The organism is Noviherbaspirillum cavernae (assembly GCF_003590875.1).
GTDB classification, from domain to species: domain Bacteria; phylum Pseudomonadota; class Gammaproteobacteria; order Burkholderiales; family Burkholderiaceae_D; genus Noviherbaspirillum; species Noviherbaspirillum cavernae.
Genome location: NZ_QYUN01000002.1, coordinates 1,522,856 through 1,548,727 on the forward strand (window position 1 = coordinate 1,522,856; position 25,872 = coordinate 1,548,727).

The window sequence follows — 25,872 nt, forward strand, 5'->3', positions numbered from 1 at the left end:
GTCCATGCATGCTGGAATTTGTATGCAATGCATCGCCGTCGAACCCATCAATAAAGTGAATATGAGAGGGGAAATTCAACAGTCAAGCATCGAATTTTCATACTTAATGTTTGTGGCGTGCCCGGGTAGAGTAGTACGAAGTTCGGGCGCACCACGCGTTCGCATTTCAACGCTTCGCATGGGCCGGTTGAACAGAATCTAATATGGAAAAGCTTATCTATCCCCACTGCTGCCGCGGTGTTGTTGCGGCGAACCGCTTGCCTGCATGGCCTGGTGCGGGAGTGTCATTGTGATGGCATTCCAGGATATCGTCGGCATCATTGCCATCGCTGCGCTTGCCAGCTGCGTTGTCAGCCTGTTGATCGTCCTGACGCAGGCGTGGCACGGCAGCCTGTCGCTCGACAAGGATGTTGCGGGAGTTCAGAAATTCCACAAGAAACCGGTGCCGCGCATCGGCGGCGTCGCACTGGTGGCCGGTGTTGTCACAGCCATTGTTTACGGTGCATTCGATGAATCGCCGCGCATTCAGCAGGTGGGGACGGTTGCGCTGCTCAAGCTGCTTTTGGCGAGCATGCCGGCCTTTCTCGCAGGTCTGCTGGAGGATATGACGAAGCGGGTTTCGGTCATGGCGCGTCTGCTTGCCGCATTCGCCAGTGCGTTGCTGGCATGCTGGCTGCTTGGGGCATGGCTGCCTCGCCTCGATACCTGGGGATTCGACCAGTTGCTCCGCTTTACGCCATTTGCCATCGCGGTAACGATGATTGCCGTGGCCGGTGTTTCCAACTCCATCAACATCATCGACGGCTTTCATGGCGTCGCCGGCAGTGCGGCAGTGATCATTCTTGCTGCTCTCGGATTCCTGGCATGGCAGGCCGACGACATGTTGGTGACCAGGATTGCCTTGATGGGTATCGGGGCCGCGATCGGCTTTCTCATGGTGAACTATCCAACCGGACGCCTGTTCATGGGGGATGGCGGCGCTTATTTTCTCGGGTTCTGGATTGCGGAAACGGCGGTGCTGCTTGTGGCGAGAAATCCATCGATCAATGCGTGGCAGGTATTGGCGGTCTGCGCCTATCCCGTGATTGAAGTGATGTACAGCATCTACCGCAGAAAGATCATTCGCAAGATGAGTCCGGGTGACCCGGATCGCTTGCATCTGCATACCTTGATTTATCGCCGCGTGGTGTGCCAGATCATTCCTCGCAACGACGCGTATCCCTGGATTCGCAATTCGGCGGTCGCCTGCGTCGTCGCGTCGATCGTCGCGACCATGACGCTGGGTGCGGTGCATTTCGGCGATGGTGCGATTGCCGCGCCTCTGATCGTGCTGGGTGAAGTACTGCTGTACATGGCGCTCTACACGCGCCTGGTGCGCGGGCGCTGGTGCCTCGATCCGACAGTCATCCTTGGCCTGCGCCCGGCGCCGGCGGTGCGGGAGTGGCGATGAGTGACGAGGCCCTTCCAGAGCAGGCATGCTGGCATGTGGTGCGGACGAAACCCAGGCAGGAATTTCGCGCACTGGAGCAACTGCAGAATCAGCGATACCACTGCTTCTTGCCGATCATCAAAGTAGAAAAAATCCGTCGCGGCAAACTGGAGACGTGCATCGAGCCGCTCTTTTCGCGCTATCTATTCATCCATCTTGACAGGGTAACGTGCAACTGGAGTCCGATCCGCAGCACGCGCGGCGTCAGCGAGCTGGTCGCGTTCGGCGGCCGCTTCGCTACGCTGCCGCAGGCCTGTGTCGAGGTGCTGCAGAGCAGCCCGGCACCGATCTGCGAATACCGGTTTCAACATGGAGAGCGTGTTGCCATCACCTCCGGGCCATTTGTCGGCCTGGAGGGGATTTATCAATTGTCGGATGGCGAAGCGCGTGCACTGGTGTTGATCGAATTGATGAGCCAGCCGCAGCGATTGAAATTTGCCGTGGAGATGCTGCGCAAGGTTGCGTAGTGATGATGGGCGGTGAATGCAGCCGCGTCACATGTTATCGAATCAAGGGTCTTTGGAATGCGACCGGTAATCCAAGGGCGGTAGCGTGGTTGAATTCGCGAGGTCGTCGGTTGGCCCCGATTGAAGGGGAAGGCGGGGATGGGGGCACTACAAATAGCGGAAGCGTTTCCGTCATGCTGACAATGATGAGGACAAAGATGGATCAGATCGAATTCGACGAAAGGATGCAGCTGAACGGGTGGGCCGTATTCGAAGACGCCTTGCCGGACCATCTGATTCAGGAGCTGAAGCGGGACTGTCTTGCGTGGATCGAGGTCTGCCGGGAGTATCAGATCGCGAACCGGATAAACGAAAGCGGCGACGGCACGGGGCACCATTCGGTGGGACAGGGGAAAAGCATCGATGCGTTTCTCGACATGCATCTGTTCCATCCCTATCTTTCCCATTTTTTCAATGATGTGCCTTACATCATGCATGCCTGCAATCCGGTGGGCGGCTTCCCGAAGCTGGATACCTATATCCACAAGGTGCATCGGGACGTTGCGACATACATCCCCGATTTCAACATGAGAATCAATATGCTGGTGATGCTCGATGACTTCACATTGGAGAATGGTGCGACCCGGGTTCTTCCCGGATCGCACAGGCAGAAGGAAAAGCCCTCGGACGATGCGTTCAATACGGACTGCGAACCGATATTGGGGAAGGCTGGTTCGGTCGTTCTGTTCAATTCCTATCTGTGGCACAAAGGCGGCCTGAACACGACCGCGCGAAACCGCGTTGCCCTGACCTTGAGTTTTGGCCTGGCGTTTGTCAAGCCGCAAATGGACTATGCGCGATATCTGGGAGAAGAGCATGGACGGCGGCTGTCCGATTTGTCGCGACAGGTGCTGGGATACAACGCGCGTGTTCCGACCACCCTCGACGAATGGTACAAGCCGAAGTCGGAGCGGCTGTATTGGGCCAATCAGGGATGATGCGGCTTGTTCCCGGCGCATCCGGTACCGGACATGGCGTGGCGTTTCTTCCGTTCACCCGGATTGATCGGCGCTGAGTCATGGTAAAAAAAATCGGCATCATGCAGCCTTACCTGTTTCCGTATCTGGGTTACTTTCAGTTGATAGATGCAGTGGACGTTTTCGTGCTGAGCGACGATCTTCAATACATTCGCCAAGGATGGATCAATAGAAACAGGATTCTTGTTCAGGGACAAGCCAAATACATTCACATCCCGATCAAGCATGACAGCTATCTATTGAACATCAACGAAAGGGTTTTTCCGGATAACCATCGATCCACGATAAGAACGCTTCTGAAAACGATCGCCACCGCGTATGGACGAGCGCCGTTTTTCAAAGACGTTTTTCCCATGGTGGAAAGCGTCATGCGATCTCCTGAAAGGAATTTGGCCAGGTACGTGGAGAACTCGATCAGGACGGTATGCACTTATCTGCAGATAAGCACACCGATACTGATTTCATCGGAGCTGGGGTTGAAGTCAGATCTTCGAGGGCAACAGAGGGTGATCGAAACGGTGAAGTCGCTGAAAGGGGATGTCTATATCAACCCCATAGGCGGAGTCGAGTTGTACAACTTCGATGACTTCAAGGGCCAAGGTATAGCTCTGCAGTTTCACCGAATGTGCGACATGCAAAGTCGCCGGCCTGGCGATGATTTTGAACCCTATCTTTCGATCATCGACATGCTGATGTTCAACAGCATCTCAGACATGCGGAAGCGGCTATCTCATTATTCATTGGAAAGCAATGAAAGGCGAGATTGTTCCGCCACCTGACGCGGCACTGCTTTCTCGTCTGCAAGTACCTTGCGACCGGCTCTGGACAAGAGTTGACTCGTGACCGTATCGATTTCCGGAATCCAGGGACCTCCTTCCCTGCGAGGCTCCTTACGCACCCCGCACGAAAGGTGCTTGGTGTCGCATCGTGTATCAACTAACCAGCCCAGAGGAAAAGCATGAGCAATCTTCAACCTGTTCACGACGCAGCGATGCATCTTGATGGGCCGATTTATGTGACTCAGCCTTACCTCCCCCCTTTGGAGGAATTCATTCCCTACCTGGAGAAAATCTGGAACAAGAAAGTATTGACCAATGGCGGACCTTTTCATCAGCAACTTGAAAAGGCGTTGAGCGATTACCTCGGTCTGGAGCATATCGCCTTGTTTGCCAACGGCACGCTTGCGCTGGTCACTGCGTTACAGGCGTTGCGCATCACCGGCGAGGTGATTACAGCGCCTTACTCATTCGTCGCCACCGCCCATTCGCTGCTATGGAACAGCATCAAGCCGGTGTTTGTCGATATCGATCCAAAAACGCTCAACCTGGATCCGGAGAAGATTGAGGCCGCGATCACCCCACAGACGACCGCGATCATGCCGGTGCATTGCTATGGACATCCTTGCGACGTTGAGGCCATTCAGAAGATAGCCGACAACTATAACCTCAAGGTGATCTACGATGCCGCCCATGCATTTGGCGTCCAGGATCAGGGCGGAAGCATACTTCGGCATGGTGACCTGTCGGTACTCAGCTTCCACGCTACAAAAGTGTTCAATACCTTCGAGGGAGGTGCGATCGTCTGCCCGGACGCCAAAACCAAGTTGCGCATCGACCACCTGAAAAACTTTGGTTTTGTGGATGAAGTGACGGTTGTTGCAGCCGGCATCAACGGCAAGATGAGCGAAATCAATGCGGCTTTTGGCATGCTTCAACTACAGCACATCGATCATGCATTGGCCCGACGCAGGGAGATCACAGCCATTTACCGCGAATTGCTTGCGGATATAGAAGGCATACGTTGCATAGAGGACGCAGGCGAAACGGTTGCCAACTATTCCTATTTCCCGATACTGGTGGAATCCGGATATGGGACGAATCGAGATGGCCTGTACGAAAGACTCAAGGAGCAGGGGATCTTCTCACGCCGCTATTTCTACCCGCTGATCTCGGATTTCCCCATGTACCGCAGCCTGGTGTCGGCGCATCGCGACAATCTCCCGGTTGCGACAGAGACGGCGCGGAAGGTGTTGTGTCTGCCGATATATCCAGGGTTGCAACATCATGACATTCAACGGATTGTTGAATGCATCGCTCAGTGAGATGACGACGAAGAGAATTCCTTTTCTCGGGGGGGCGATCCTGTTCCGGCTATTGAACATGTGCCGAAGCCTGCTTCAATGGACCGTGGACTTCATTGCATTTGCAGGAACGCGGCGTCAAGAGATCTGTGCGGGTGAAACCTGCCGACTTGCTTGACAAGTGCATTGGCTCTTGCGACGCCTTGACACAATGATTCTCCACTTCGATAACGTGGAAGAAATGTGCGATGTGATAGACAGCAGGGAGCATGACATCACCATTGAGGGGGTGATATGAGTTTTTTTCTCCGCAATCTCTCGAAATCGGATATCGAACTGATCAACAAATGGCGGAATGACCATGATGCGCAAAGAGGGCTGGTGAGCCCGTTCCGGTTTGTGGCAGAAGAGGTTGATGAACGATGGTTCGAAGCTTACCTGGACGGGCATGCAAATAACATTCGTCTGGCAATTGGCGACTCCGATTCGCATGGAGTGATTGGCACGGTATACCTTTTGAACATCAATTGGACTGCTCGCTCTGGTGAGTTTGGAATATGGGTGGGTGACAAGGCATGGCAAGGCAAGGGGGCGGGGGAATTCGCAACGCGACACATGTTGTGTCATGCCTTTGCAGATTTGAATTTACGCCGCGTCGATCTCACTGTTCTTGCCAACAACGAACGGGCCATACGCCTCTACAGGAAAGTTGGCTTTATCGAAGAAGGATGCCAGAGACAAGCCGCCTTCAAGAATGGTGAATATGTAGACCTGATTCTGATGGCAATGCTTTCGAGCGAATATCGACATACGGAATCAAAAGCCCAGGCATGAACCTGTCTTTCAAACGCAATGTCATCGCCAATTACGTCAGCCAGCTCTACAGCACGCTGATTGCCATTGCGATGGTGCCTTTGTATGTGCGCTACATGGGGGCGGAAGCCTACGGTCTGGTTGGTTTCTTTGCCATGTTGCAGATGTGGTTCCAATTGCTGGACATGGGTATTACCGCCACCATCACGCGCGAGACGGCGCGCTTCCACGGTGGCGCGGGCGATGCGCTTTCCCTGCGTCGTCTATTGTGCGCACTCGAGATGATCTTCTTCGGGATTGCCCTGGTCGGCGCCATGGCATTGATGGCAAGTGCGGGCGTAATCGCCAGTAGCTGGTTGAAGGTGCAGCAGCTGCCGCTGACTGAAGTGCGGAACGCCATCATGCTCATGGCGACGATCGTCGCATTGCGCTGGATATGCGGCCTGTACCGCGGTGCCATCACGGGCTTCGAGCGGTTTGTCTGGCTCAGCGGGTTTAACAGTGCTGTTGCAACGACCCGCTTTGTACTGGTGATCCCGTTTTTCATTTACGTCGGCGCCAGCCCAACCGAATTTTTCAGCTTCCAGCTGGTGGTGGCGATTGCCGAGACAGCGGCCTTGATGCTGAAAACCTATCGCCTGTTACCGAGGATTGCAGACGGTCAGCGACTGCTCTGGCAATGGGCGTCCTTGCGTGGTGTACTCGGGTTCTCTCTCAGTATTGCCTTTACCAACTCGATATGGGTGATAGTGACGCAGACCGACAAGTTGTTGTTATCCAAGCTGTTGCCGCTGACAGACTATGCTTATTTCACGCTGGCCGTTCTGGTCGCCAGCGGTGTGCTCGTGATCAGCAGCCCGATCAGCGGTGCCTTGCTGCCACGCCTGACCAAGCTGTCCGCCGAGGGCGACGATGCCGGATTGATCCGCTTGTACCGCAACGCGACCCAAGTCGTCGGTGTGATCGCCATCCCGCCGGCGTTGATGCTGGCATTTTTTGCCGAACAGGTGCTATGGGCCTGGACCGGCGATGCAGACATCGCTCGCAAGGCGGCACCGGTGCTCTCGCTCTATGCCCTGGGTAATGGTGTGCTGGCTTTGGGAGCTTTTCCTTACTACCTGCAGTTCGCCAAAGGCGATTTAAAGCTGCATTTGATCGGCAATGCGCTATTTGTCGTACTGCTGATCCCGGCGATGGTCTGGGCCACTTGGCGATATGGCATCGTCGGCGCCGGTTATGCGTGGCTCTGTGCCAATGTCGTTTTCTTTCTGTTGTATGTGCCAACCGTGCATGCACGATTCGTCAAGGGGCTGCATCTGCAGTGGCTCTTGCGGGACGTGAGTGTCGTCGTGCTGTTGAGCGTGATGGGATGCGTGATGTTGCACGGTTTGATGAAATGGCCGCAAGAGCGAGAGGCGGTTGCGATAGGGATCGTTGTGGCGGGCTTGATGTTACTCAGCATCGCGGCCGCCGGATCTTCGTGGGTGAGAACGGCAATTGGGGGCAGATATCGTGCGCGATTTTTCAGCTAAGGACAAGACAATGGAAGAAATTCAGAAGAAGCCGAAAGTTTCCGTATGCGTCGTGACGTATAACCACGAAAAATACATTGAGCAATGTCTGCAAAGCATTGTTGACCAGGAAGTCGATTTTGAGTTCGAAGTGATTGTCGGAGAAGACTGTTCAACCGACGATACACGAGGGATCTTGCGTCAATTCGCAGAGCGTTATCCTTCGGTGATCAAACCCATATACAACGAAACCAATCTTGGTGCATGCAAAAACTATATAGCTATTCAAGTCGCAGCAACAGGAACATATGTCGCCCACTGCGATGGTGATGACTTCTGGTACCCGGGAAAGTTGGCGTATCAGGTTGAGTTTCTGGACAATCATCCGGAGATAGCCGCGATCTTCTCGAATGCGAACTATGGCAATGGTGTCAGAAACAAGTCCAGTGAATGCGGTGTATATCGACTTGAAGCGATTCTGGAGAAGGTCTATACGAAGAATCTCTGCATTCACTCATCAATACTGGAACGGAATGCTGCTGCAAATCTGCTGCATGAGGATGAAAACGGGCTGTTCGACTTTGTGATTTATTGGTTGAAGCACGGTAGCTCCCTGATTTATATCGATCCCGCCATAAGAGTAAATTATTCGAAAAATCCGGAGGGATTGTGCGGCAACAAAAACTTCATAGAATCGTTACGACTGTCCCTGCATAGAATGGAAAAATCCGGGATCAATGAAAAATTGCGGGAGCGGATGCATTTTGACTATGAACTATTGAAGTACTTTTCAAATCCGCTTGTCATGAATCGCCCGTCGATTGCAACGGCGATTCGCCAGCATTACGGAGCAGAGATACTAGGGCGACTTATTGTGCCAAAAAAAATGTATCGCACCGTCAAATCTCTTGGGAAATCAGTACTTGGAACATGACATCACAAGAGAGATTCCTGCGGAAAAATTACTCGCCGGATCTGCAGAAACATCTGTGGCTTCAGCCAAACAACGATACTGAATCGCCCTGCTAACGACTAAAGAACTGCGCTTATCAAGCCGGAACGCCACTGGTTCTAAAAGCCAATGCATATCGCCACCCAATTACATGAACAAGAGACGTTTCGGCGTCGCAGCAGCAGGAAGACAATCATCCATTTCCTTGCGTTTGTATCCGTGTATTTGTCGCTGTTGGCCCTCAACTACTTTCTCAAAAATGATGCATTGAAGACGCTGGCAAATGGCTTCGCATTCCTCATATTTGCCATGTTTCTGCTCAAGATACTTCAGCAGAAAACAGTTTTGCGCCTGAAAAACGGCTATGCATTGACATTTGCAGTGTTGATATTCGGGATGGTCTGCAATGTGGTTGTAAACCTTGGGGCAACGGATATTGCGGACTATCTGAAAATGCTGCTGTCTCCCTTTTTTTTCGTAATAGGGTATTTATCCTTGAACTTGAATGAGTTCAGCGGAACCGTACGAAAAAAAATGCTGTTTTTCACATGGATGCTTCTTCTTGTTCCCAGCGTGATTGCTGTCGGCGAACAAATGGTCTGGGGAAGCAGATTCCAGGAAGAAGACTTAGCCATTTCCATATTCGCGAACCGAAACAATGCAGCACTCTATGCACTTGTGCTTTCGATTTTGTTTGCGATTCTGAAGGTCAATCTGCGCTGGATTCTGTTGTATCTGGTAGCGGTATCGGTGTCGTTCGCAACGCTGGGCGTATTGGTTGCCGTGGTTCTTGGCATTGTTGTTGTCCAGATCAGAAAAGGAAATATTCTCTATTTGATGCTTTCGCTCATGCTTGTCGTAGTGGCTTTTCTAATTCTGATGAGCACCATGCCAACCCTGCCGGTATTTGAAAGACTCATGAGTCTTGGCGAAGGACTGCACTATCTCTATTCGTCGGGGCAGATCAGGAATCTATCCCGGATGAACTACGGACAGTTGAGCGAAATAATGGGAAGCTCCGATATCTCGTTCTTTTTCCGGATAACGCACTGGGCGGAATTGCTGGAGATATATTCGAACGGATCGCTAGAGAGCATGCTTTTCGGGAATGGCGTTGGCAGCAGTGTCAGGATGACTGCCGCGGGTCTGGTACCCCATAACGATTATCTGCGGTATCTGTTCGAATGCGGGCTCTTCGCATTCATGGGTTTCCTGCTTCTGAATCTTCGAATCATTAAAGATGCAGGAAGCACTTATGCGGCGATTCCGTGCACCGCAATAATGATTTATTTCTTTTCCGAGAATCTCATCAACAATTTTCTGGCAATGATGCTCTTTTACTTTCTGGCAGGTTTTGTGATTGCCCGGAATACCGCGATGCGCAAGACAAGGACAAGACATGAACATTATGCAAGTCAGCCAGAATTACTTCGTTTCGGGCGGCTCTGATACGTATTTCTTCGCAGTATCGTCATTGCTTAGTGAACGGAACCATAATGTCATTCCGTTTTCCGCCTATAACGAAAAAAATCTGCCTTCGAAGTGGGCGAGATATTTTCCGAAAACATATAAGGAAGCGCCGAATAAAGCCGTCGGACTCGTAAAGTATTTTTACTCGAACGAAAGTCGTCGATCAATTACTGAGCTGTTGCGTGCCGAGAAAATTGACATGGCACATTTGCATATATATTACGGTTCGCTCACTTCTTCGATACTGGAGCCTCTCAAACAGGCAAATATACCTGTAGTCCAGACCCTGCATGAATACAAGCTCGTGTGCCCGGTCTACACGCTGGAAAATCATGGCAACTTGTGCAATAAATGCGTCACAGGCAGTTCGCTGAACGGAATCATTCATCGATGCAAGAATGGTTCCCTCATGGATTCGACAATCCGAGTGGCTGAAAACGGTCTGTCGAGAATGCTTGGCGATGTCCGGCTCGTCGACAAATTCATATCCGTCAGCGATTTCCATAGACGGAAAATGATCGAGGGAGGAATCCAGGAGCAGAAGATCGTGACGGTGCACAACTTCATCGATGCTGACGCTATCGAATGTTCGGATGAAGACGAGGCGTATGCCCTGTACTTCGGCAGGATCGAGAAGGTGAAAGGCATCCAGACCCTTCTGAGGGCATTCAAGAATCTTCCTCTGAAGCTGGTCATGGCAGGAGAGGGAAGCGCACTTGGCTATTCGAGGGAGTTGGCGGCCGATCTCCAGTTGAATAATGTCGAATTCGTGGGTTTCAAAAATGGAAGCCAGCTGCATCGGCTCATTCGACAGGCGCGGTTCTGCATTGTCCCGTCTGAGTGGTATGAGAACTGTCCGATGGCGGTTCTCGAAGCGATGGCGCACGGGAAAGCCGTGGTGGCAAGCAATATCGGCGGCATCCCTGAACTGGTACGTAACGGAACGGATGGCTATCTGTTCGAGCCGAAGTCAGTCGAACAGCTCAGGGATTGTTGTCTGAAGTTGTCCATGAGGAGCAGGGCGCGAGAGATGGGACACAATGCCCGTAAACATGTCGAAGCTGATTTTTCGAAAAGTGCGCACTACCAAAAAATCATGGATGTCTACAAAAGCATTTCTCCTGAAATTTCAATGAATGCTTGAAAACTGGTTCGATGTGATAGGCGTTAAAGCGACGCTGATCAAGTAAACGAGTTGAAACGGCAAAGTGTTCCGCAGCCCATTGATCAGCAGATGTGCTGCAAGCTGATGAACAGCAGAGCCGGATGGCGAAAGACATGATAATGTTCTCTGCATTATTTTAGGAAGAAGGATTGACGTGATTCTTGTTACAGGTGGTGCCGGCTTTATAGGCGGAAATTTTGTCCTGGATTGGCTGAAGGAGAATGACGAAAAAATCGTCAATCTCGACAAGCTGACATATGCCGGCAATCTGGACACGCTCACACGCCTTCAGGACGATCCGCGGCACATCTTCGTGAAAGGCGACATAGGTGATCGCGGCCTTGTGAGTGACCTTCTTGGAAAATATCGGCCCCGCGCGGTGCTCAATTTTGCGGCCGAGTCACATGTGGATCGTTCCATTCATGGTCCTGGCGAATTCATTCAGACCAACGTGCTGGGGACATTTCATCTTCTGGAGGCTGTGCGCGCTTACTGGTCGGGGCTGAGTGACGTCGATCGGGCGGCATTCCGGCTTCTGCACGTGTCGACCGATGAGGTGTATGGCACGTTGAAACCCGGTGCTCCCGCCTTCAGTGAATCGCATCCCTATGAGCCGAATAGCCCATATAGCGCCAGCAAGGCGGCGAGCGATCATCTGGTGCGCGCCTGGCATCATACGTACGGACTGCCCGTTCTCACCACCAACTGCAGCAACAATTACGGACCATATCACTTCCCGGAAAAGTTGATTCCGCTTTGCATCTTGAATGCGCTTGCCGGCAAATCCCTGCCGATCTATGGCGACGGACAGCAGATTCGAGACTGGCTTTACGTAACAGACCATTGCGCCGCCATACGCCGCGTTCTGGATGCCGGTGCCGTCGGAGAGACCTACAACATCGGCGGTTGGAACGAGAAAACCAATCTCGAAGTCGTGCGTACGATATGCACAATTCTGGACGAAATCAGGCCGCGTGCGGATGGCAAGTCCCATGAGATGCAGATCACCTTCATCCAGGATCGCCCGGGCCATGATCGGCGGTATGCGATTGATGCAAGCAAGATTCAACGAGAGCTTTCCTGGAAGCCCACGGAGACGTTCGAGAGTGGCATCCGAAAAACCGTCGAATGGTACTTGGCGAATGCAGGCTGGGTAAAGAACGTTACCAGCGGAGCTTATCGCGAATGGGTTGAAAAACAATACGGAATTTAATCAGCATGCGGGGCGGTTCAATCGACTACCTTCACGGTACTGATGAATTTGAATGTTAAAACGCGTCTCGAGAAAGTCATGCGCGCTCGTTCCCTGATTATCAATTCCAGATATCGAATCTGACTGAGCGCAATGGGGCAACCCCATTGTCCCGCTATCCTGCTGTTGCTTGCCGTTTGACGAACGCACGTCGACTCTCCGCTCTTCTTTGCGTGCGCTGGCGTATTACCGGTTGGAGTTAGTTGTCCCACACACTCACTGGCAGGTCCGACTATGGCAAATCGAGACAATATCCGACGCAAAGGCATTATTCTCGCCGGCGGTTCCGGCACTCGCCTGTATCCTGTTACGCGCACCGTATCAAAGCAGTTGATGCCGGTGTATGACAAACCCATGATTTACTATCCGCTTTCGACGCTGATGCTGTCAGGGATCCGCGACATTCTCGTGATCTCCACGCCGGAAGACACGCCACGATTCGAGAATCTATTGGAGGATGGTGAGCAGTGGGGCATAAGCATTCAGTACGCAGTTCAACCCCATCCCGATGGACTGGCGCAGGCATTCATCATCGGTCGGGATTTTCTCGCCGGTCATCCGAGCGCGCTTGTCCTTGGTGACAACATCTTCTATGGACATGAGCTGTCCAACAAGCTCAAACGGATCAATGCGCAGATTGGCGGCGCGAGCATATTTGCATACCATGTGCATGATCCGGAACGTTACGGCGTGGTGACCTTCGATGCGCATTGTCGAGCTTCGTCCATTGAAGAGAAGCCTGTCGCCCCGCGTTCCAATTACGCGGTCACAGGATTGTATTTCTACGACAACCAGGTGTGTGACATCGCTGCCAGCATTCAGCCATCGGAACGTGGTGAACTGGAAATCACGACAGTCAACAAGATCTATATGGAACTCGGACAGTTGAATGTCGAAATTCTGGGGCGGGGTGTGGCATGGCTTGATACGGGAACACATGAGTCGCTGCTGGATGCGGCACAGTTCATCGCAACGCTGCAAAGTCGCCAAGGACTGATGGTGGCCTGTCCAGAGGAAATCGCTTATCGCCAGCGATGGATTACCGCGGATGAGGTGGAGCGCCTTGCCGATCCGCTGGTGAAAAATGGCTATGGCAAATACTTGTTGCAGATGTTGAAGCAGTAAGACCCTGTTTCGTCTTCTTGTTTCAAGATGGAGAGCGGATCGGCCAATCTGGATGCATGGGTGCGAGTGCCGCACCAACACCGGTCGATGCATTCGTAAATACCTCTTTGTCCCGTTGGTAAAGCCATGCACGATGGCACCACAAAATATCGGCGCCTCAACACTCATGCGCAACGATATGCAGCGGGCTGATTCTTATAGCGGCTTGATGAAGTCGTTGGTATCCGGAAAACACAACCAAGCTCACCTGGTTCATAAGGCTGGAAGACATATCCATAAAGGGGAGGTCGCTACTTTTTTCAGATCCTTCAGTGCTGTGCAATTGCAATTCGCCCTCTCCATGCCCATGGGATTGGGGAAAAAACCAAGCGCACTCTGTATTCCTCCGTGCAGAGGGCATTGATGATGCCAAACACCTTCATTTATGACCGTGAAATTGCGGCGAACCTGTATCGATCCAGTTATGGCTAAAAAGATCGCAATAATGCAGCCGTATTTTTTTCCCTATCTAGGCTATTTCCAGATGATAGCGGCTGCCGATGTCTTTGTTCTCTACGATGACATCCAGTTTATTAGTCGAGGTTGGATCAATAGAAACAAGATTCTCATTAACGGCGACGGGATGTTCATCACCTTGCCGGTAAAAAATGACAATCACACATTGAAGATTCATGAGCGATACTTTTCCGATGACTTTCCGCGTGAAATCGAGAAGATATTAAGAGGTATCTACCTTTCATATGCGCGTGCACCGTACTTCCGTGAAGTATTTCCTGTTCTTGAATCCATCATTAAATTTCCCCAACAAAACGTATCGTTGTATATCGAAAATTCGATTAGAACGATTTGCAATTATTTGGATATCTCCACAGAAATATTGGTTTCATCCAGGCTGGGTATAGGTAATGACCTGCATGGAAAACAGCGGGTGCTGAAGATCATAAAGGAGCTAGGCGGTGGAATCTCGATCAATCCGATCGGAGGGGTAGACCTGTACAGTTGCGAGGAATTTCTGCAGCACGGAGTAACGCTGAAATTCATCAAAATGCATGATATCTGTTACCGGCAATATGGAAATCGCTTTGTGCCCCGTTTATCGATCATTGATGTACTGATGTTTAACAAGATTCCGGAAGTGCATCAGAAATTGTTGCGATATTCACTGGAGGACAATTGCGGCAATCCAGTCTATGACGTTCTGAATTGAGCTGCTCCTGGTAGCCTGGGCACTGAGAAGTGGCGTCGCCAGGCGTTCAGACGCCGCAACGCTACGCTTCTTGACCCGCTGATACAAACTGTACGTCCCCCAAACCTGCTGTTCCCACGACCGGATGAATGCATTCGGTCACCTGCCTTGACCACTCCGGTCTTGAATTCCTCGCTGTGCCACTTCGGCACATAAACCGTCCCATCGCCAAACCGCAATGCTCGGACGGGTCTGCGAAATCAAGCGCGGTTCAAGTGTCAAGTATTCATGAAAGCTCGATCTTTGGAGTCGATTGACCTTTCGCATCTGATGGATTTTTCTGAATTCTTTGAAGATCTTCAATCGAACTGCCAAGCGTGCAAGAGAAACCCATATGAAAATCAAAGCGGCATTTATTGGTGCAGTTGGAGTTCCGAACAACTATGGCGGCTTTGAGATGTTTCTGGATTCCTGCTCGCCGACGTTCGTTCGGATATTCGATGAAGTCATGGTCACCTGCGACAGAACAAGATATGAAAATCGGGATCGCTACTGGCAGGGTGTTCGCCGGATTTTCATCCCGGTGCGGGCCAACGGGGTGCTGTCGATATTGCACGATCTGCTCGCTTTTCTCGCTGTATTCTGGCGATCGAATGTGGTGATCGTTCTGGGCGTTTCAGGGGGAGTATTCTTTCCCTTGTTCAGGCTGCTTTGTTCAGTGACGGGAAAAAAGCTGATTGTCAATGTTGACGGAATAGAGTGGCGGCGCGAAAAATATTCCGTGGCAAAGCGCACTTTTCTCTTTATCTCCGATCGACTCGCCCAGATCTTTGCTCACCGTGTGGTGATTGACAATGAGGCGTTGCGACAATTTTTAACAAGGTCCGCGCAAGGAAAGACATGTCATATCGCGTATCCAGGCGATCATGTGATCAGAACGGCGGATAGTCCAGACAGTAGTATTGGGGGTACTCCGCGATGCCTGACTATATGCCGCATCGAGCCCGAGAACAATTGTCATCTGCTGATAGAAGCATTCGCGAAAGCCAGGCAGGGTAACTATATCTTTGTCGGAAACTGGGAAGCGTCCCGCTATGGACGCGAACTAAGATCTCTATATCGGGATTGTCCCGGACTGGAGATGCGAGATCCTACGTACAACAAGGCAGAACTGGCATCCTTGAGAGAAAGCTGCGATCTTTATCTTCACGGCCATAGCGTAGGAGGAACCAATCCGTCTTTGGTCGAAATGCTTTTTTACGACTGCCGCATTCTCGCATTCGATTGCGCATTCAATCGGTGTACCGGTGCGGATGCATTGGATTACTTCCGCGATGAATCTGAACTTGTCGCGCATCTTCATTCGATTGAAGAGTATGCGTGTGTGAATCGAGCAGAGATTCGCAGCCGATATACGGTCGAAGGGATCTCTTCCGCGTACGCCAAAATGATCAGCGGAATGTTCCTTTCAAAAGACGTTGATATTCGGTCGCAATCACTGCCACGAAGCCGTGAGTCTGACCAAAGCGCGCAATAGAGGGCACTATTGGTCGTCTGGTATCCGCGACTGTGCATGTACGGCTCGTTGCCCCGCATGCATCGCTTTTTCGGATTTATCAGGGCAGCGAGTCCACTGCATTTGGATGACATCGTTTGAGGTCGCTGTTGCTGAATATTTTTCTTCGGCCCCATGTTGGAATGGCAAAGGATGGGACGAGCGATGCAGTATGTCGGCGACAGTGAATGCCACTTGCCAGGCGCTGCGAAATCCGGCATCAAGGCGATGCAGAACAGTCGAAACAATTCTGGAAACGGCAATCCGTCCCAAACAAGGCTTTTTCAAATTGTGCTGTCGTCTGTGGCGATAGTATTGTTTTCATGCTTCGTGCTCGTTTCTCCCTATTTGCTTCAACTTCCGGCAAGTGTGCCTGCGGAAGCCGATGCAATCGTCATTCTCGGTGGCGGGAAAGGGGACAGGGTTGCAAAATCCCTGGATTTGTACCGTGCGGGCTATGCAAGGAATCTGGTACTGACGGGCACCAAGCCCTCTCGCGTGACGAGCCATCAAGACGTTCCTGATTCCCGTACTGAATTTCTGGTCAATCGGCAAGTGCCGTCGGAAGATATCTCATATCTATTCCCGTCCGAGAATAGCTGGGAAGAAGCTCATTCCGCTCTGAGAATGATGCAGCAACTCGGTTGGGAGAAAGTGATTGTGGTCAGCGATCCGCCTCATATGCTCCGGCTGTCTTATGTCTGGGGAAAAGCATTCCGCGACTATCCAAAGCATTTCACTCTGGTTGCTACTGAACCGACGTGGTGGAGCCCATTGACATGGTGGGGAAATAGAACCAGTTTTGCCTTCGTGTTCAGTGAGATTTTGAAGTTGGGCTATTACGTCGTTGCATATTAAGAGCGTCTAACAAAATGATTCTGAGGGTGTTGCGCCGCCTTGCCGTACAGTCGTACTGTCTGCGGCGATGCCCTTGCAGGGCGCGCACTGGCTTGCATGCCAGTGCCGTTTCGCAGGCGGGCAGCAGGCTGCCCGAATTCCCTTCTCAACCCTGCTCAGAACCGCTTCGCTTCATTTTGTTAGACGCTCTAAGTTTGAAATCAACGCTTCGCGGTGCTGAATGCGGCGAGGGATTGATTGCCAGCTATAGCGGCATGTGGGTGTTCCGGTTGCCGCGTCGATTATTGTGTTCAATAGCTTCTGCCTGCCAAACCAGGCGATATGACTTTCGCAGTAGTGTGATCGCTCTCGCGGTCATGCCTGGCTTGGCGGCGTTAACGTTTATCGAGGGGTCAACGTTGATTCGTTCTCGAGGTAGTCGCTGATCTCGGCGCTGGTGGTGAGGGTATGGGACGTGAATGTCTGCCAGTCGTTGGTGGCGAACTTGAAGCGGCCGATCGCAAAGTCAACATTGGAGCCCGAGCCGTTCCATGTCTGGGTGGCGTTGCGCCAGATATCGCCACCGGAGTTGACCAGCAGCCGTGCCGAGGCGCGGTCGTCGGACTTGGCGGCATCGTCCACGATCAGGCGCGCTTCCAGTCGCGAGACGATTTCCTGGGCGCCGAACGCGACCGGGAACCGCTTGGCGGTGTAGAAGTGGAAGGAGCCGCCGGCATCGGGCAATCTGACGGAGATGCCGTCGGTGCCGTGCTTGCGCACATTGGCGGGGGCGGTGGTGTTGGTCTGGTAGTTGGTATAGAGGGTACCGACGACCTGGGAATCGGTGGTGTTGTAGGCGACGCGCGACCAGGTGCCGTTGCGCTTGATGTCGAGGATCACCTTGCGGATCTGCACGCGCACGTTGCGGGCCGGGCTGCCGGTGGTGGCGGTGGCGGCAACGCCCCACGGCACGAAGTTGGGATCAGGGTGATCAGACGGAAAATCGACGCCAAAATTCAGTTCCGGACCCGAACCCCATTTCCATGCCGGATTGACGCCGTTGGCGTACGCCTCGTGCGGCTTGGTCATGTCATCCGACAGCTGCTGTGCAGACAGTGCGTCAATTTGCGTTGATTGGGCACTGCTGACGCTCCCATAGGCTGACAGTGCCAGCGCCATGAAAAGCAAGCCAGGTGAATGCCTATTGCAAACTGCATTCTGAATATCCTTGAATGACCTCTTCGATCGCGGCTGAATACGCATTGTAAGCATGGGCGAAATTCGCTTTTCCGAAATTAACTTTATCCAGGGGTTACCGTGATGTCTTCGTATTGCGTTAGAGCGGTTGAAAGAGCGCGTCTGGCGTTGTTGCATCGACTTGCCTTGCTACGCGTACTGCCTACGCCGGCGTTGCTCTAGCCAGAGAATGCATCCTCATTCTGTCAGGAACTCTTGGACTGATAGCTGCCTCAACGTTTGACCGGCTGGCAAACCGCATCTGATTCGACGAGGCATTTCACAAAAATTACCACAATCCTTGGAGATCAAATTGAGGTATGTCATCCCATCATCCCTTGGAGGATAAGGAATGAGGGAATGCAGAGACGCTTGCTGATGTTTACCGAGGGCTCAGTGCCGACTCCCTGGCGAGGTAGTCGTTGATCTCGGCGCTGGTGGTGAGGGTATGGGAGGTGAACGTCCGCCAGTCGTTGGAGGCGAACTTGAAGCGGCCGATGGCGGATTCGACGTTGGAGCCCGAGCCGTTCCATGTCTGGGTGGCGCTGCGCCAGATGTCGCCGCCGGAGTTGACCAGCAGTCGAGCCGAGGCGCGGTCGTCGGGTTTGGCGGCATCGTCCACGATCAGGCGCGCCTCCAGCCGCGTGATGATCTCCTGGGCGCCGAACGCGACCGGGATGCGGTTGGCGGTGTAAAAGTGGAAGGAGCCGCCGGTATCGGGCAATCTGACGGAGATGCCGTCGGCGCCGTGCTTGCGCACATTGGCGGGGGCGGTGGTGTTGGTCTGGTAGTTGGTGTAGAGGGTGCCGACGACCTGGGAATCGGTGGTGTTGTAGGCGACGCGCGACCAGGTGCCGTTGCGCTTGATGTCGAGGATCACCTTGCGGATCTGCACGCGCACGTTGCGGGCCGGGCTGCCGGTGGTGGCGGTGGCGGCAACGCCCCACGGCACGAAGTGGGGAGAGGGGTAGTCGGACGGGAAGTTGACGCCGTTCGTCAGGATCGGACCGGAGCCCCATCCCCATGCCGGATTGACGCCATGGGCGTACGCCTCGTGCGACTTGGCCATGTCATCCGACAGCTGCTGTGCAGACAGCCCGGACGCTGGTGCCGGAGTCGGAGTCGGAGTCGGTGTCGGTGTCGGTGTCGGTGTCGGTGTCGGTGTCGGTGTCGGAGTCGGAGTCGGAGTCGGAGTCGGAGTCGGAGTCGGAGTCGGAGTCGGAGTCGGAGTCGGCGTCGGCGTCGGTGACGGCGTCGGCGTCGGCGTCGGTGACGGTGACGGTGACGGTGACGGTGACGGTGACGGTGACGGTGACGGTGACGGTGACGGCGCCTCAGTATCAACTTGTGTGCTTGTGTCGGTTTGTGCGTCTTGAATGCCAGCTTGTTGATCGGTTTGTGCGGTCGAATCACTACCGCCCCCACCGCAAGCGGAAAGTGTCAAAGCCAATAGCAAGGCGGGAATATAAGGTTTTTGTTTCATCATGTTTTTGCCTTCATAAGGAACAATGGAATCGCCCGAGGCGAAAAGCATCCCGCTTCCAAACACGAATATTGCAGTCAGGCTCCGTGACCAGATGCAGCTGCAAACCGCTGCTGCATCTAGACGTCAGATTGAATGACGATGGAAAGCGGGGATGTTCGCTAATGTTTACCGAGGGCTCAGTGCCGACTCCCTGGCGAGGTAGTCGTTGATCTCGGCGCTGTTGGTGAGGGTATGGGAGGTGAATGTCTGCCAGTCGTTGGAGGCGAACTTGAAGCGGCCGATGGCGGATTCGACGTTGGAGCCCGAGCCGTTCCATGTCTGGGTGGCGCTGCGCCAGATGTCGCCGCCGGAGTTGACCAGCAGTCGAGCCGAGGCGCGGTCGTCGGGTTTGGCGGCATCGTCCACGATCAGGCGCGCCTCCAGCCGCGTGATGATCTCCTGGGCGCCGAACGCGACCGGGATGCGGTTGGCGGTGTAAAAGTGGAAGGAGCCGCCGGTATCGGGCAATCTGACGGAGATGCCGTCGGCGCCGTGCTTGCGCACATTGGCGGGGGCGGTGGTGTTGGTCTGGTAGTTGGTGTAGAGGGTGCCGACGACCTGGGAATCGGTGGTGTTGTAGGCGACGCGCGACCAGGTGCCGTTGCGCTTGATGTCGAGGATCACCTTGCGGATCTGCACGCGCACGTTGCGGGCCGGGCTGCCGGTGGTGGCGGTGGCGGCAACGCCCCACGGCACGAAGTGGGGAGAGGGGTAGTCGGACGGGAAGTTGACGCCGTTCGTCAGGATCGGACCGGAGCCCCATCCCCATGCCGGATTGACGCCATGGGCGTACGCCTCGTGCGACTTGGCCATGTCATCCGACAACTGCTGTGCAGACAGGCCGGACGCCGGTGCTGGAGTCGGGGTCGGAGTCGGAGTCGGAGTCGGAGTCGGCGCCTCAGTATCAACTTGTGTGCTTGTGTCGGTTTGTGCGTCTTGAATGCCAGCTTGTTGATCGGTTTGTGCGGTCGAATCACTACCGCCCCCGCCGCAAGCGGAAAGTGTCAAAGCCAATAGCAAGGCGGGAATACAAGGTTTTTGTTTCATCATGTTTTTGCCTTCATAAGGAACAATGGAATCGCCCCGAGGCGAAAGGCATCCCGCTTCCAAACACGAAGATTGCAGTCAGGCTCCGTGTCCAGATGCAGCTGCAAACTGCTGCTGCATCTGGACGTCAGATTGAATGACGATGGAAAGCGAAGACGCTTGCTGATGTTTACCGAGGGCTCAGTGCCGACTCCCTGGCGAGGTAGTCGTTGATCTCGGCGCTGGTGGTGAGGGTATGGGAGGTGAACGTCCGCCAGTCGTTGGAGGCGAACTTGAAGCGGCCGATGGCGGATTCGACGTTGGAGCCCGAGCCGTTCCATGTCTGGGTGGCGCTGCGCCAGATGTCGCCGCCGGAGTTGACCAGCAGTCGAGCCGAGGCGCGGTCGTCGGGTTTGGCGGCATCGTCCACGATCAGGCGCGCCTCCAGCCGCGTGATGATCTCCTGGGCGCCGAACGCGACCGGGATGCGGTTGGCGGTGTAAAAGTGGAAGGAGCCGCCGGTATCGGGCAATCTGACGGAGATGCCGTCGGCGCCGTGCTTGCGCACATTGGCGGGGGCGGTGGTGTTGGTCTGGTAGTTGGTGTAGAGGGTGCCGACGACCTGGGAATCGGTGGTGTTGTAGGCGACGCGCGACCAGGTGCCGTTGCGCTTGATGTCGAGGATCACCTTGCGGATCTGCACGCGCACGTTGCGGGCCGGGCTGCCGGTGGTGGCGGTGGCGGCAACGCCCCACGGCACGAAGTGGGGAGAGGGGTAGTCGGACGGGAAGTTGACGCCGTTCGTCAGGATCGGACCGGAGCCCCATCCCCATGCCGGATTGACGCCATGGGCGTACGCCTCGTGCGACTTGGCCATGTCATCCGACAGCTGCTGTGCAGACAGCCCGGACGCTGGTGCCGGAGTCGGAGTCGGTGTCGGTGTCGGTGTCGGTGTCGGTGTCGGAGTCGGAGTCGGAGTCGGAGTCGGAGTCGGAGTCGGAGTCGGAGTCGGAGTCGGAGTCGGAGTCGGCGTCGGCGTCGGTGACGGCGTCGGCGTCGGTGACGGTGACGGTGACGGTGACGGTGACGGTGACGGTGACGGTGACGGAGAAAGCGTCTGGCTGACTTTTTCCGATACTGCGTTTGGCGACTCGGTTTGTGTGATCAGATCAATGCCAGACGGCGATCCAAGATCGGCACGGGATACGGTCAGATTGGCCACTCCGTTGGCGTAGGTATAGTTAACGCGTTTGATGAATGTCCACGTCCAATTGGTGCCACCACTGCCAGAATAGCGATATAGATATCCATTCTCGATCAAATAGCCGGCCCCGACGGTGCCGAAGCGATAGCCAGTCGTGGCATTGCGATCTGCGTCAAGGAATACGCGTATCCATTGAGGCGTGCCAGAGTAAGGAATTTTGTAGTAGACGTTCGTTGCGTCACTGGTTGCCTGCGGTGCGGCAACTGTAAACGTTTGGGTAAGCTTCGCCGACGTTTTCATTGGCGATTCAGTCTGGGTCACCAGATCAAGGCTCGACGGCGAACCGAGATCGGTACGCGCTACGCTTACATTTGCCATCCCATTCGCGGCAGAATAATCGACGCGTTTGACGAAAGTCCAAGCCCAGTTAGAGCCGCCGCTGCCAGAATAGCGATACAGATAACCATTCTCGATCAGATGGCTTGCACCGACGTTTGCCAAACGATATCCGGTTGCGGCATTGCGATCTGCGTCGATGAATACTCGAACCCATTTCACTGTGCCAGTGTAAGGAATCTTGTAGTAGGCGTTCGCAGCATCGCTGGTAGCGATAGGCGCACTCTGAGCCAGTACTAACGGTGTCAGACAGCACCCAACAGATAGCAAAAGAATCTGCGAGCGTCGTTGAGAAAATGGTGCGAGTTTTGTAAAGAACTCGTTCATGATGATGACCTTTCTAAAATTTTGCGTGTGACGATCCAGCCGCCTCGATCTACGAGGCAGAAGACATCGGGTGTTACAAGGAGCGGGATTGGCGACGTTGCTTATGCAGCGCAGTCAGAGAAGGGTGGGTGATGCAGAAGATCCACGCATCGTCTGCGATACGAAAACCGTTTCGGATTTCGCTGGATGGAAATCAGTGAGGCACCATTGCCCGCGATCCGGATTCTCCCGGGCGGTAGATTGAGGCTCGCAAGCACGTGCACTTTGTTATCGAGAGGCTTGCGATTCATACGTTGCGGCATCACGGCATGTTCCACATGGCAGCTACTGCCAATGGTCGATGCTTGTTCTGCTGGCAGGTAACGCATCGAAATCGATAATGATTTGCAGTGATTCATGGTTTCTAATTAGCCAGTAACTTATCCGGTGGATGCGAAAACGCCGACGGCAAGATCAGTGTTTTTCAGGCAAAAGCTCCCCCGCGATAGATTGAATCTATCGTTTGTCATTTCTGAAATTCAGGAATCAACTCAGGAGACAGGCATTTCAAGCAAGCCGGAAATGCAAGGGGTGGTTAATAACTTATAGGCAGTTGAAATAAACAAGATTCCAGTACATGAAAATCAAAAAGGCCATACCAAAAAGAATGGCCAAATTGACTGTTGTGTCGCGAGGAAATATTACGTACCGTCAAGTGTTTTCGCAACGAAATTTATACGAACCTGCCCCTTTATATTTTTTATTTTGGGCGGAACTTGAGGGAAAAAAAAAGTTCCCACTTTCCATTGCCTTCTCGGCATTGGAATGAAAATTATTTCGTATTGAGATGGACAATTACTCACTAAACAGGAACGAAAAGTGAGGCTTTTCAAAGTTTCGATGCCAAACCGTTTTTTGCATTTATCCAAGTTGCAGGAACGTGGCTGCGCTTCTTTATCGAGTTGCGATGTCAGCACAGCAGATTGGCGGTACTGAGTTCATTTACATCACGGGTTGAATGGAATCTAGACATCGCAAAAATGAATTTTCTAACTCAAATGGCTATTCTCATTACCGGTGGTGCCGGATTTGGAAATCGCATCTACGAACGACTGGAGTTCGTCAAAGAACGCCCAAGGCTCGATCATTGTTACGCCATCGATCCAGGCAAGCTGGAAAGAGAGCTTGCCTGGAAGGCATCTGAACCCTTTGAACTCGACATTCGTACATCAGTCAGTTCGTATCTTGATAATCAAGAATGGGTTCTTGATGTAATGACCAGAATCTGCCGCAACCGGACGAATAGGTATTGCGGCGCATGAAGATCCTTCTGCTTGGTAAAGACGGACAGGTCGGTTGGGAGCTGCAGCGTTCGTTGAGTCCGCTCGGTGAACTGCATGCCTTCGGCCATGAGGAAGCTGATCTTGAAGATTTTGAGAATCTGCGAGTACTCATCAGATCGCATAAGCCTGACATCATCGTTAATGCAGCTGCCTACACGGCAGTGGATAAAGCGGAGACCGAAGCGGACAAGGCTCGCCGAATCAACGGAGAGGTAGTTTCCTTGCTTGCGGAAGAGGCGAATCGGATTGGAGCATGGCTGATTCACTATTCGACGGACTATGTTTTCGATGGCAAGAAGGAAACCGCCTACGTCGAGCTGGATGCTACTAATCCGTTGTCAGTCTATGGCCTGACAAAACTGGAAGGGGAACAGTTTGTTCGGACATTAAACCCCAATAAGCACCTGATCTTCCGCACTAGTTGGGTCTATGCTGCCAAGGGAAGTAATTTCCCGAAAACGATCCTTCGCCTGGCAAAAGAACGGCAGACATTAAACGTTATCGCCGATCAGCACGGCGCACCGACAAGCGCAGAGCTGATTGCGGACGTTACGGCACTTGCCTTGTATCGCATATTGAATACCCCTGATGCATCCGGTCGCTTCACCGGCACTTACCATCTTGCGGCTGGAGGCCACACCACCTGGTACGCATATGCGCAGTACATATTGGAACTTGCTGCCGCACATGGAGTGCTGCTAAAAACAGGTCCGGATGCGATTGAACCCATATCAACCGAATCTTATAAAGTGTCCGCGGCCAGACCCAGGAATTCACGGCTCGATACAACGAAATTGAGTACTACTTTTAACGTCACCCCGCCTGATTGGCAGATTCTCGTCAAGCGCATGATGGATGAATTGGCTTCGCAAGGAAAGCTATGAAATGCAAGGGAATTATTCTTGTCGATGGAAGTGTGGTCTGTCTCCAGCATTGACTTCATGAGGATGTAGAGACTGTTTCTGAAAGAAGGCGGACAGCGAAAAACGATTCACCGAAATCGAATCATTGGCATCCTGCGGGAAACAGGGCCGATACACACACGGGCCGATGTTCGACGCCAGCCGATTCATGACATTACTTGCTACGGCTCGACAGCGACTCAAGATTGCACGTCCGGACGAAATCGCATGCCGGCAGAGATCGATCGATGCCATGGAACGGCGAGACCCGCACGACTCTTGGACAAGAACGGTTACGGCAAACACATGCAACGACATCTTAAGGAAGGCATATTTTCATGAATGCGACTCCTCTCGCCATACCGGATGTTCTTCTTCTGCAGTCACGGCTTTGGGAGGACGATCGTGGATTTTTCTTTGAAAGCTTCAACCAACGAGAGCTTAAGGAATTGGTTGGTCGGGAAGTGACCTTTGTTCAGGATAATCACTCAAGGTCAAGCAAAGACGTTCTGCGCGGATTGCACTATCAGGTGACTCGGCCGCAAGGAAAGCTTGTTCGCGTCGTGGCAGGTGAAGTTCTTGATGTCGTTGTCGATCTCAGGAAGTCTTCCCCGACATTCGGGCATTGGATAGGTCAAGTCCTCAGCGCCGAGAATAAAAAGCAGCTGTGGATTCCGGAAGGTTTCGCACACGGGTTTCTCGTGCTTTCCGATACCGCTGATTTTCTTTACAAAACCACCGACTATTGGGCACCTGATTGCGAGCGTTGCATTGCATGGAATGACCCGGAACTAGCGATTGACTGGCCAATCTCGTCCGGCCCAATTGTTTCTGCCAAGGATGCACAAGGCGTTCCCTTTCATTTAGCAGAGACGTTCTAAGAGTCAGGTAAATGGCCCTGCAATAACAGCGGCAGGAAGGCCGACACAACGAGTTGCAAACTCGTCTGTGAGCTTGTGCTCGTAATGCTTCCGGAGTCCACGGTATTTTTCTGGCCAGCAAAGGCACGGTCGACG

Annotated in this window: 23 protein-coding genes; 19 read left to right on the forward strand and 4 right to left on the reverse strand. The window is 53.2% G+C overall.

Going from position 1 to position 25,872, the window contains the following annotated elements; translation table 11 throughout:
• The first annotated feature begins 292 nt into the window (after nucleotides 1–292).
• The 15 genes from D3870_RS07170 to D3870_RS07240 all read left to right on the forward strand — a co-directional run bounded on the left by D3870_RS07170 (nucleotide 293) and on the right by D3870_RS07240 (nucleotide 16,939).
• Nucleotides 293–1,450 (forward strand): MraY family glycosyltransferase, encoded by a 1,158-nt coding sequence (locus tag D3870_RS07170; RefSeq protein WP_158590401.1) that lies wholly within the window; start codon nucleotides 293–295, stop codon nucleotides 1,448–1,450.
• Complete coding sequence (rfaH, locus tag D3870_RS07175) at nucleotides 1,447–1,956, forward strand: transcription/translation regulatory transformer protein RfaH (RefSeq protein WP_119737854.1); 510 nt, start codon at nucleotides 1,447–1,449, stop codon at nucleotides 1,954–1,956. The genes D3870_RS07170 and rfaH overlap by 4 nt, the downstream gene beginning before the upstream one ends.
• A gap of 197 nt (nucleotides 1,957–2,153) precedes the next feature.
• The gene (locus tag D3870_RS07180; protein ID WP_158590402.1) at nucleotides 2,154–2,933 is read left to right on the forward strand and encodes a phytanoyl-CoA dioxygenase family protein; all 780 of its coding nucleotides are present in this window, start codon (nucleotides 2,154–2,156) and stop codon (nucleotides 2,931–2,933) included.
• A gap of 80 nt (nucleotides 2,934–3,013) precedes the next feature.
• Complete coding sequence (locus tag D3870_RS07185) at nucleotides 3,014–3,751, forward strand: WbqC family protein (protein WP_119737858.1); 738 nt, start codon at nucleotides 3,014–3,016, stop codon at nucleotides 3,749–3,751.
• Between the two features lie 179 nt (nucleotides 3,752–3,930).
• Complete coding sequence (locus D3870_RS07190) at nucleotides 3,931–5,073, forward strand: DegT/DnrJ/EryC1/StrS family aminotransferase (RefSeq protein WP_119737860.1); 1,143 nt, start codon at nucleotides 3,931–3,933, stop codon at nucleotides 5,071–5,073.
• A gap of 273 nt (nucleotides 5,074–5,346) precedes the next feature.
• On the forward strand, nucleotides 5,347–5,886 hold the full coding sequence (locus D3870_RS07195) for a GNAT family N-acetyltransferase (RefSeq protein ID WP_119737862.1): 540 nt from the start codon (nucleotides 5,347–5,349) through the stop codon (nucleotides 5,884–5,886).
• Complete coding sequence (locus D3870_RS07200) at nucleotides 5,883–7,397, forward strand: oligosaccharide flippase family protein (RefSeq protein ID WP_242489895.1); 1,515 nt, start codon at nucleotides 5,883–5,885, stop codon at nucleotides 7,395–7,397. Before D3870_RS07195 ends, D3870_RS07200 begins: the two co-directional genes overlap by 4 nt.
• Nucleotides 7,398–7,407: 10 nt before the next feature.
• The gene (locus tag D3870_RS07205) at nucleotides 7,408–8,310 is read left to right on the forward strand and encodes a glycosyltransferase family 2 protein (RefSeq protein ID WP_119737864.1); all 903 of its coding nucleotides are present in this window, start codon (nucleotides 7,408–7,410) and stop codon (nucleotides 8,308–8,310) included.
• A 147-nt stretch (nucleotides 8,311–8,457) separates the two neighbouring features.
• Nucleotides 8,458–9,777 (forward strand): hypothetical protein, encoded by a 1,320-nt coding sequence (locus D3870_RS07210; RefSeq protein ID WP_119737865.1) that lies wholly within the window; start codon nucleotides 8,458–8,460, stop codon nucleotides 9,775–9,777.
• The gene (locus D3870_RS07215; protein WP_119737867.1) at nucleotides 9,728–10,942 is read left to right on the forward strand and encodes a glycosyltransferase family 4 protein; all 1,215 of its coding nucleotides are present in this window, start codon (nucleotides 9,728–9,730) and stop codon (nucleotides 10,940–10,942) included. The genes D3870_RS07210 and D3870_RS07215 overlap by 50 nt, the downstream gene beginning before the upstream one ends.
• Nucleotides 10,943–11,117: 175 nt before the next feature.
• Nucleotides 11,118–12,176 carry a dTDP-glucose 4,6-dehydratase gene (gene rfbB, locus D3870_RS07220; protein WP_119737869.1) on the forward strand — a complete coding sequence of 353 codons (1,059 nt, stop codon included), beginning with the start codon at nucleotides 11,118–11,120 and terminating at the stop codon, nucleotides 12,174–12,176.
• Between the two features lie 291 nt (nucleotides 12,177–12,467).
• Nucleotides 12,468–13,340 carry a glucose-1-phosphate thymidylyltransferase RfbA gene (rfbA, locus tag D3870_RS07225; protein WP_119741801.1) on the forward strand — a complete coding sequence of 291 codons (873 nt, stop codon included), beginning with the start codon at nucleotides 12,468–12,470 and terminating at the stop codon, nucleotides 13,338–13,340.
• A 463-nt stretch (nucleotides 13,341–13,803) separates the two neighbouring features.
• Nucleotides 13,804–14,547 carry a WbqC family protein gene (locus D3870_RS07230; RefSeq protein ID WP_119737871.1) on the forward strand — a complete coding sequence of 248 codons (744 nt, stop codon included), beginning with the start codon at nucleotides 13,804–13,806 and terminating at the stop codon, nucleotides 14,545–14,547.
• A gap of 373 nt (nucleotides 14,548–14,920) precedes the next feature.
• Nucleotides 14,921–16,063: a DUF1972 domain-containing protein gene (locus D3870_RS07235; RefSeq protein ID WP_119737873.1), complete on the forward strand. Its 1,143-nt coding sequence runs from the start codon at nucleotides 14,921–14,923 to the stop codon at nucleotides 16,061–16,063.
• A gap of 183 nt (nucleotides 16,064–16,246) precedes the next feature.
• Complete coding sequence (locus D3870_RS07240; protein WP_158590403.1) at nucleotides 16,247–16,939, forward strand: YdcF family protein; 693 nt, start codon at nucleotides 16,247–16,249, stop codon at nucleotides 16,937–16,939.
• Between the two features lie 381 nt (nucleotides 16,940–17,320).
• Here the strand turns inward: D3870_RS07240 and D3870_RS07245 are convergent, their stop codons facing one another.
• From D3870_RS07245 to D3870_RS22510, 4 genes are all read right to left on the reverse strand, one after another.
• The gene (locus D3870_RS07245) at nucleotides 17,321–18,007 is read right to left on the reverse strand and encodes a hypothetical protein (protein ID WP_147375730.1); all 687 of its coding nucleotides are present in this window, start codon (nucleotides 18,005–18,007) and stop codon (nucleotides 17,321–17,323) included.
• Nucleotides 18,008–18,536: 529 nt separating this feature from the next.
• A complete protein-coding gene (locus tag D3870_RS23025; protein WP_199710799.1) occupies nucleotides 18,537–19,640 on the reverse strand; it encodes a hypothetical protein in 1,104 nt (367 codons plus the stop codon).
• 165 nt (nucleotides 19,641–19,805) lie between these two features.
• A complete protein-coding gene (locus D3870_RS07255; RefSeq protein WP_119737879.1) occupies nucleotides 19,806–20,492 on the reverse strand; it encodes a hypothetical protein in 687 nt (228 codons plus the stop codon).
• Between the two features lie 403 nt (nucleotides 20,493–20,895).
• The gene (locus D3870_RS22510; protein WP_199710801.1) at nucleotides 20,896–22,287 is read right to left on the reverse strand and encodes a hypothetical protein; all 1,392 of its coding nucleotides are present in this window, start codon (nucleotides 22,285–22,287) and stop codon (nucleotides 20,896–20,898) included.
• A gap of 961 nt (nucleotides 22,288–23,248) precedes the next feature.
• Between D3870_RS22510 and D3870_RS21995 the strand changes: the two genes are divergently transcribed.
• From D3870_RS21995 to rfbC, 4 genes are all read left to right on the forward strand, one after another.
• Nucleotides 23,249–23,440: a hypothetical protein gene (locus D3870_RS21995; RefSeq protein WP_147375731.1), complete on the forward strand. Its 192-nt coding sequence runs from the start codon at nucleotides 23,249–23,251 to the stop codon at nucleotides 23,438–23,440.
• A gap of 154 nt (nucleotides 23,441–23,594) precedes the next feature.
• Entirely contained in the window at nucleotides 23,595–23,933 is a 339-nt protein-coding gene (locus tag D3870_RS22000; RefSeq protein ID WP_147375732.1) for a hypothetical protein, read from the forward strand.
• A complete protein-coding gene (gene rfbD / locus D3870_RS07265; protein WP_119737881.1) occupies nucleotides 23,930–24,838 on the forward strand; it encodes a dTDP-4-dehydrorhamnose reductase in 909 nt (302 codons plus the stop codon). The genes D3870_RS22000 and rfbD overlap by 4 nt, the downstream gene beginning before the upstream one ends.
• 356 nt (nucleotides 24,839–25,194) lie before the next feature.
• On the forward strand, nucleotides 25,195–25,737 hold the full coding sequence (gene rfbC, locus D3870_RS07270; protein WP_119737883.1) for a dTDP-4-dehydrorhamnose 3,5-epimerase: 543 nt from the start codon (nucleotides 25,195–25,197) through the stop codon (nucleotides 25,735–25,737).
• The last annotated feature ends 135 nt before the right edge of the window (nucleotides 25,738–25,872 follow it).

Coding starts and splice junctions, on each gene's coding strand:
- D3870_RS07170 (WP_158590401.1), top strand. CDS start 293: ATGGCATTCCAGGATATCGTCGGCATCATTGCCATCGCTGCGCTTGCC.
- rfaH (WP_119737854.1), top strand. CDS start 1,447: ATGAGTGACGAGGCCCTTCCAGAGCAGGCATGCTGGCATGTGGTGCGG.
- D3870_RS07180 (WP_158590402.1), top strand. CDS start 2,154: ATGGATCAGATCGAATTCGACGAAAGGATGCAGCTGAACGGGTGGGCC.
- D3870_RS07185 (WP_119737858.1), top strand. CDS start 3,014: ATGGTAAAAAAAATCGGCATCATGCAGCCTTACCTGTTTCCGTATCTG.
- D3870_RS07190 (WP_119737860.1), top strand. CDS start 3,931: ATGAGCAATCTTCAACCTGTTCACGACGCAGCGATGCATCTTGATGGG.
- D3870_RS07195 (WP_119737862.1), top strand. CDS start 5,347: ATGAGTTTTTTTCTCCGCAATCTCTCGAAATCGGATATCGAACTGATC.
- D3870_RS07200 (WP_242489895.1), top strand. CDS start 5,883: ATGAACCTGTCTTTCAAACGCAATGTCATCGCCAATTACGTCAGCCAG.
- D3870_RS07205 (WP_119737864.1), top strand. CDS start 7,408: ATGGAAGAAATTCAGAAGAAGCCGAAAGTTTCCGTATGCGTCGTGACG.
- D3870_RS07210 (WP_119737865.1), top strand. CDS start 8,458: ATGCATATCGCCACCCAATTACATGAACAAGAGACGTTTCGGCGTCGC.
- D3870_RS07215 (WP_119737867.1), top strand. CDS start 9,728: ATGAACATTATGCAAGTCAGCCAGAATTACTTCGTTTCGGGCGGCTCT.
- D3870_RS07230 (WP_119737871.1), top strand. CDS start 13,804: ATGGCTAAAAAGATCGCAATAATGCAGCCGTATTTTTTTCCCTATCTA.
- D3870_RS07235 (WP_119737873.1), top strand. CDS start 14,921: ATGAAAATCAAAGCGGCATTTATTGGTGCAGTTGGAGTTCCGAACAAC.
- D3870_RS07240 (WP_158590403.1), top strand. CDS start 16,247: ATGCAGTATGTCGGCGACAGTGAATGCCACTTGCCAGGCGCTGCGAAA.
- D3870_RS07245 (WP_147375730.1), bottom strand. CDS start 18,007: ATGACCAAGCCGCACGAGGCGTACGCCAACGGCGTCAATCCGGCATGG.
- D3870_RS23025 (WP_199710799.1), bottom strand. CDS start 19,640: ATGATGAAACAAAAACCTTATATTCCCGCCTTGCTATTGGCTTTGACA.
- D3870_RS07255 (WP_119737879.1), bottom strand. CDS start 20,492: ATGGCCAAGTCGCACGAGGCGTACGCCCATGGCGTCAATCCGGCATGG.
- D3870_RS22510 (WP_199710801.1), bottom strand. CDS start 22,287: ATGGCAAATGTAAGCGTAGCGCGTACCGATCTCGGTTCGCCGTCGAGC.
- D3870_RS21995 (WP_147375731.1), top strand. CDS start 23,249: ATGAAAATCAAAAAGGCCATACCAAAAAGAATGGCCAAATTGACTGTT.
- rfbD (WP_119737881.1), top strand. CDS start 23,930: ATGAAGATCCTTCTGCTTGGTAAAGACGGACAGGTCGGTTGGGAGCTG.
- rfbC (WP_119737883.1), top strand. CDS start 25,195: ATGAATGCGACTCCTCTCGCCATACCGGATGTTCTTCTTCTGCAGTCA.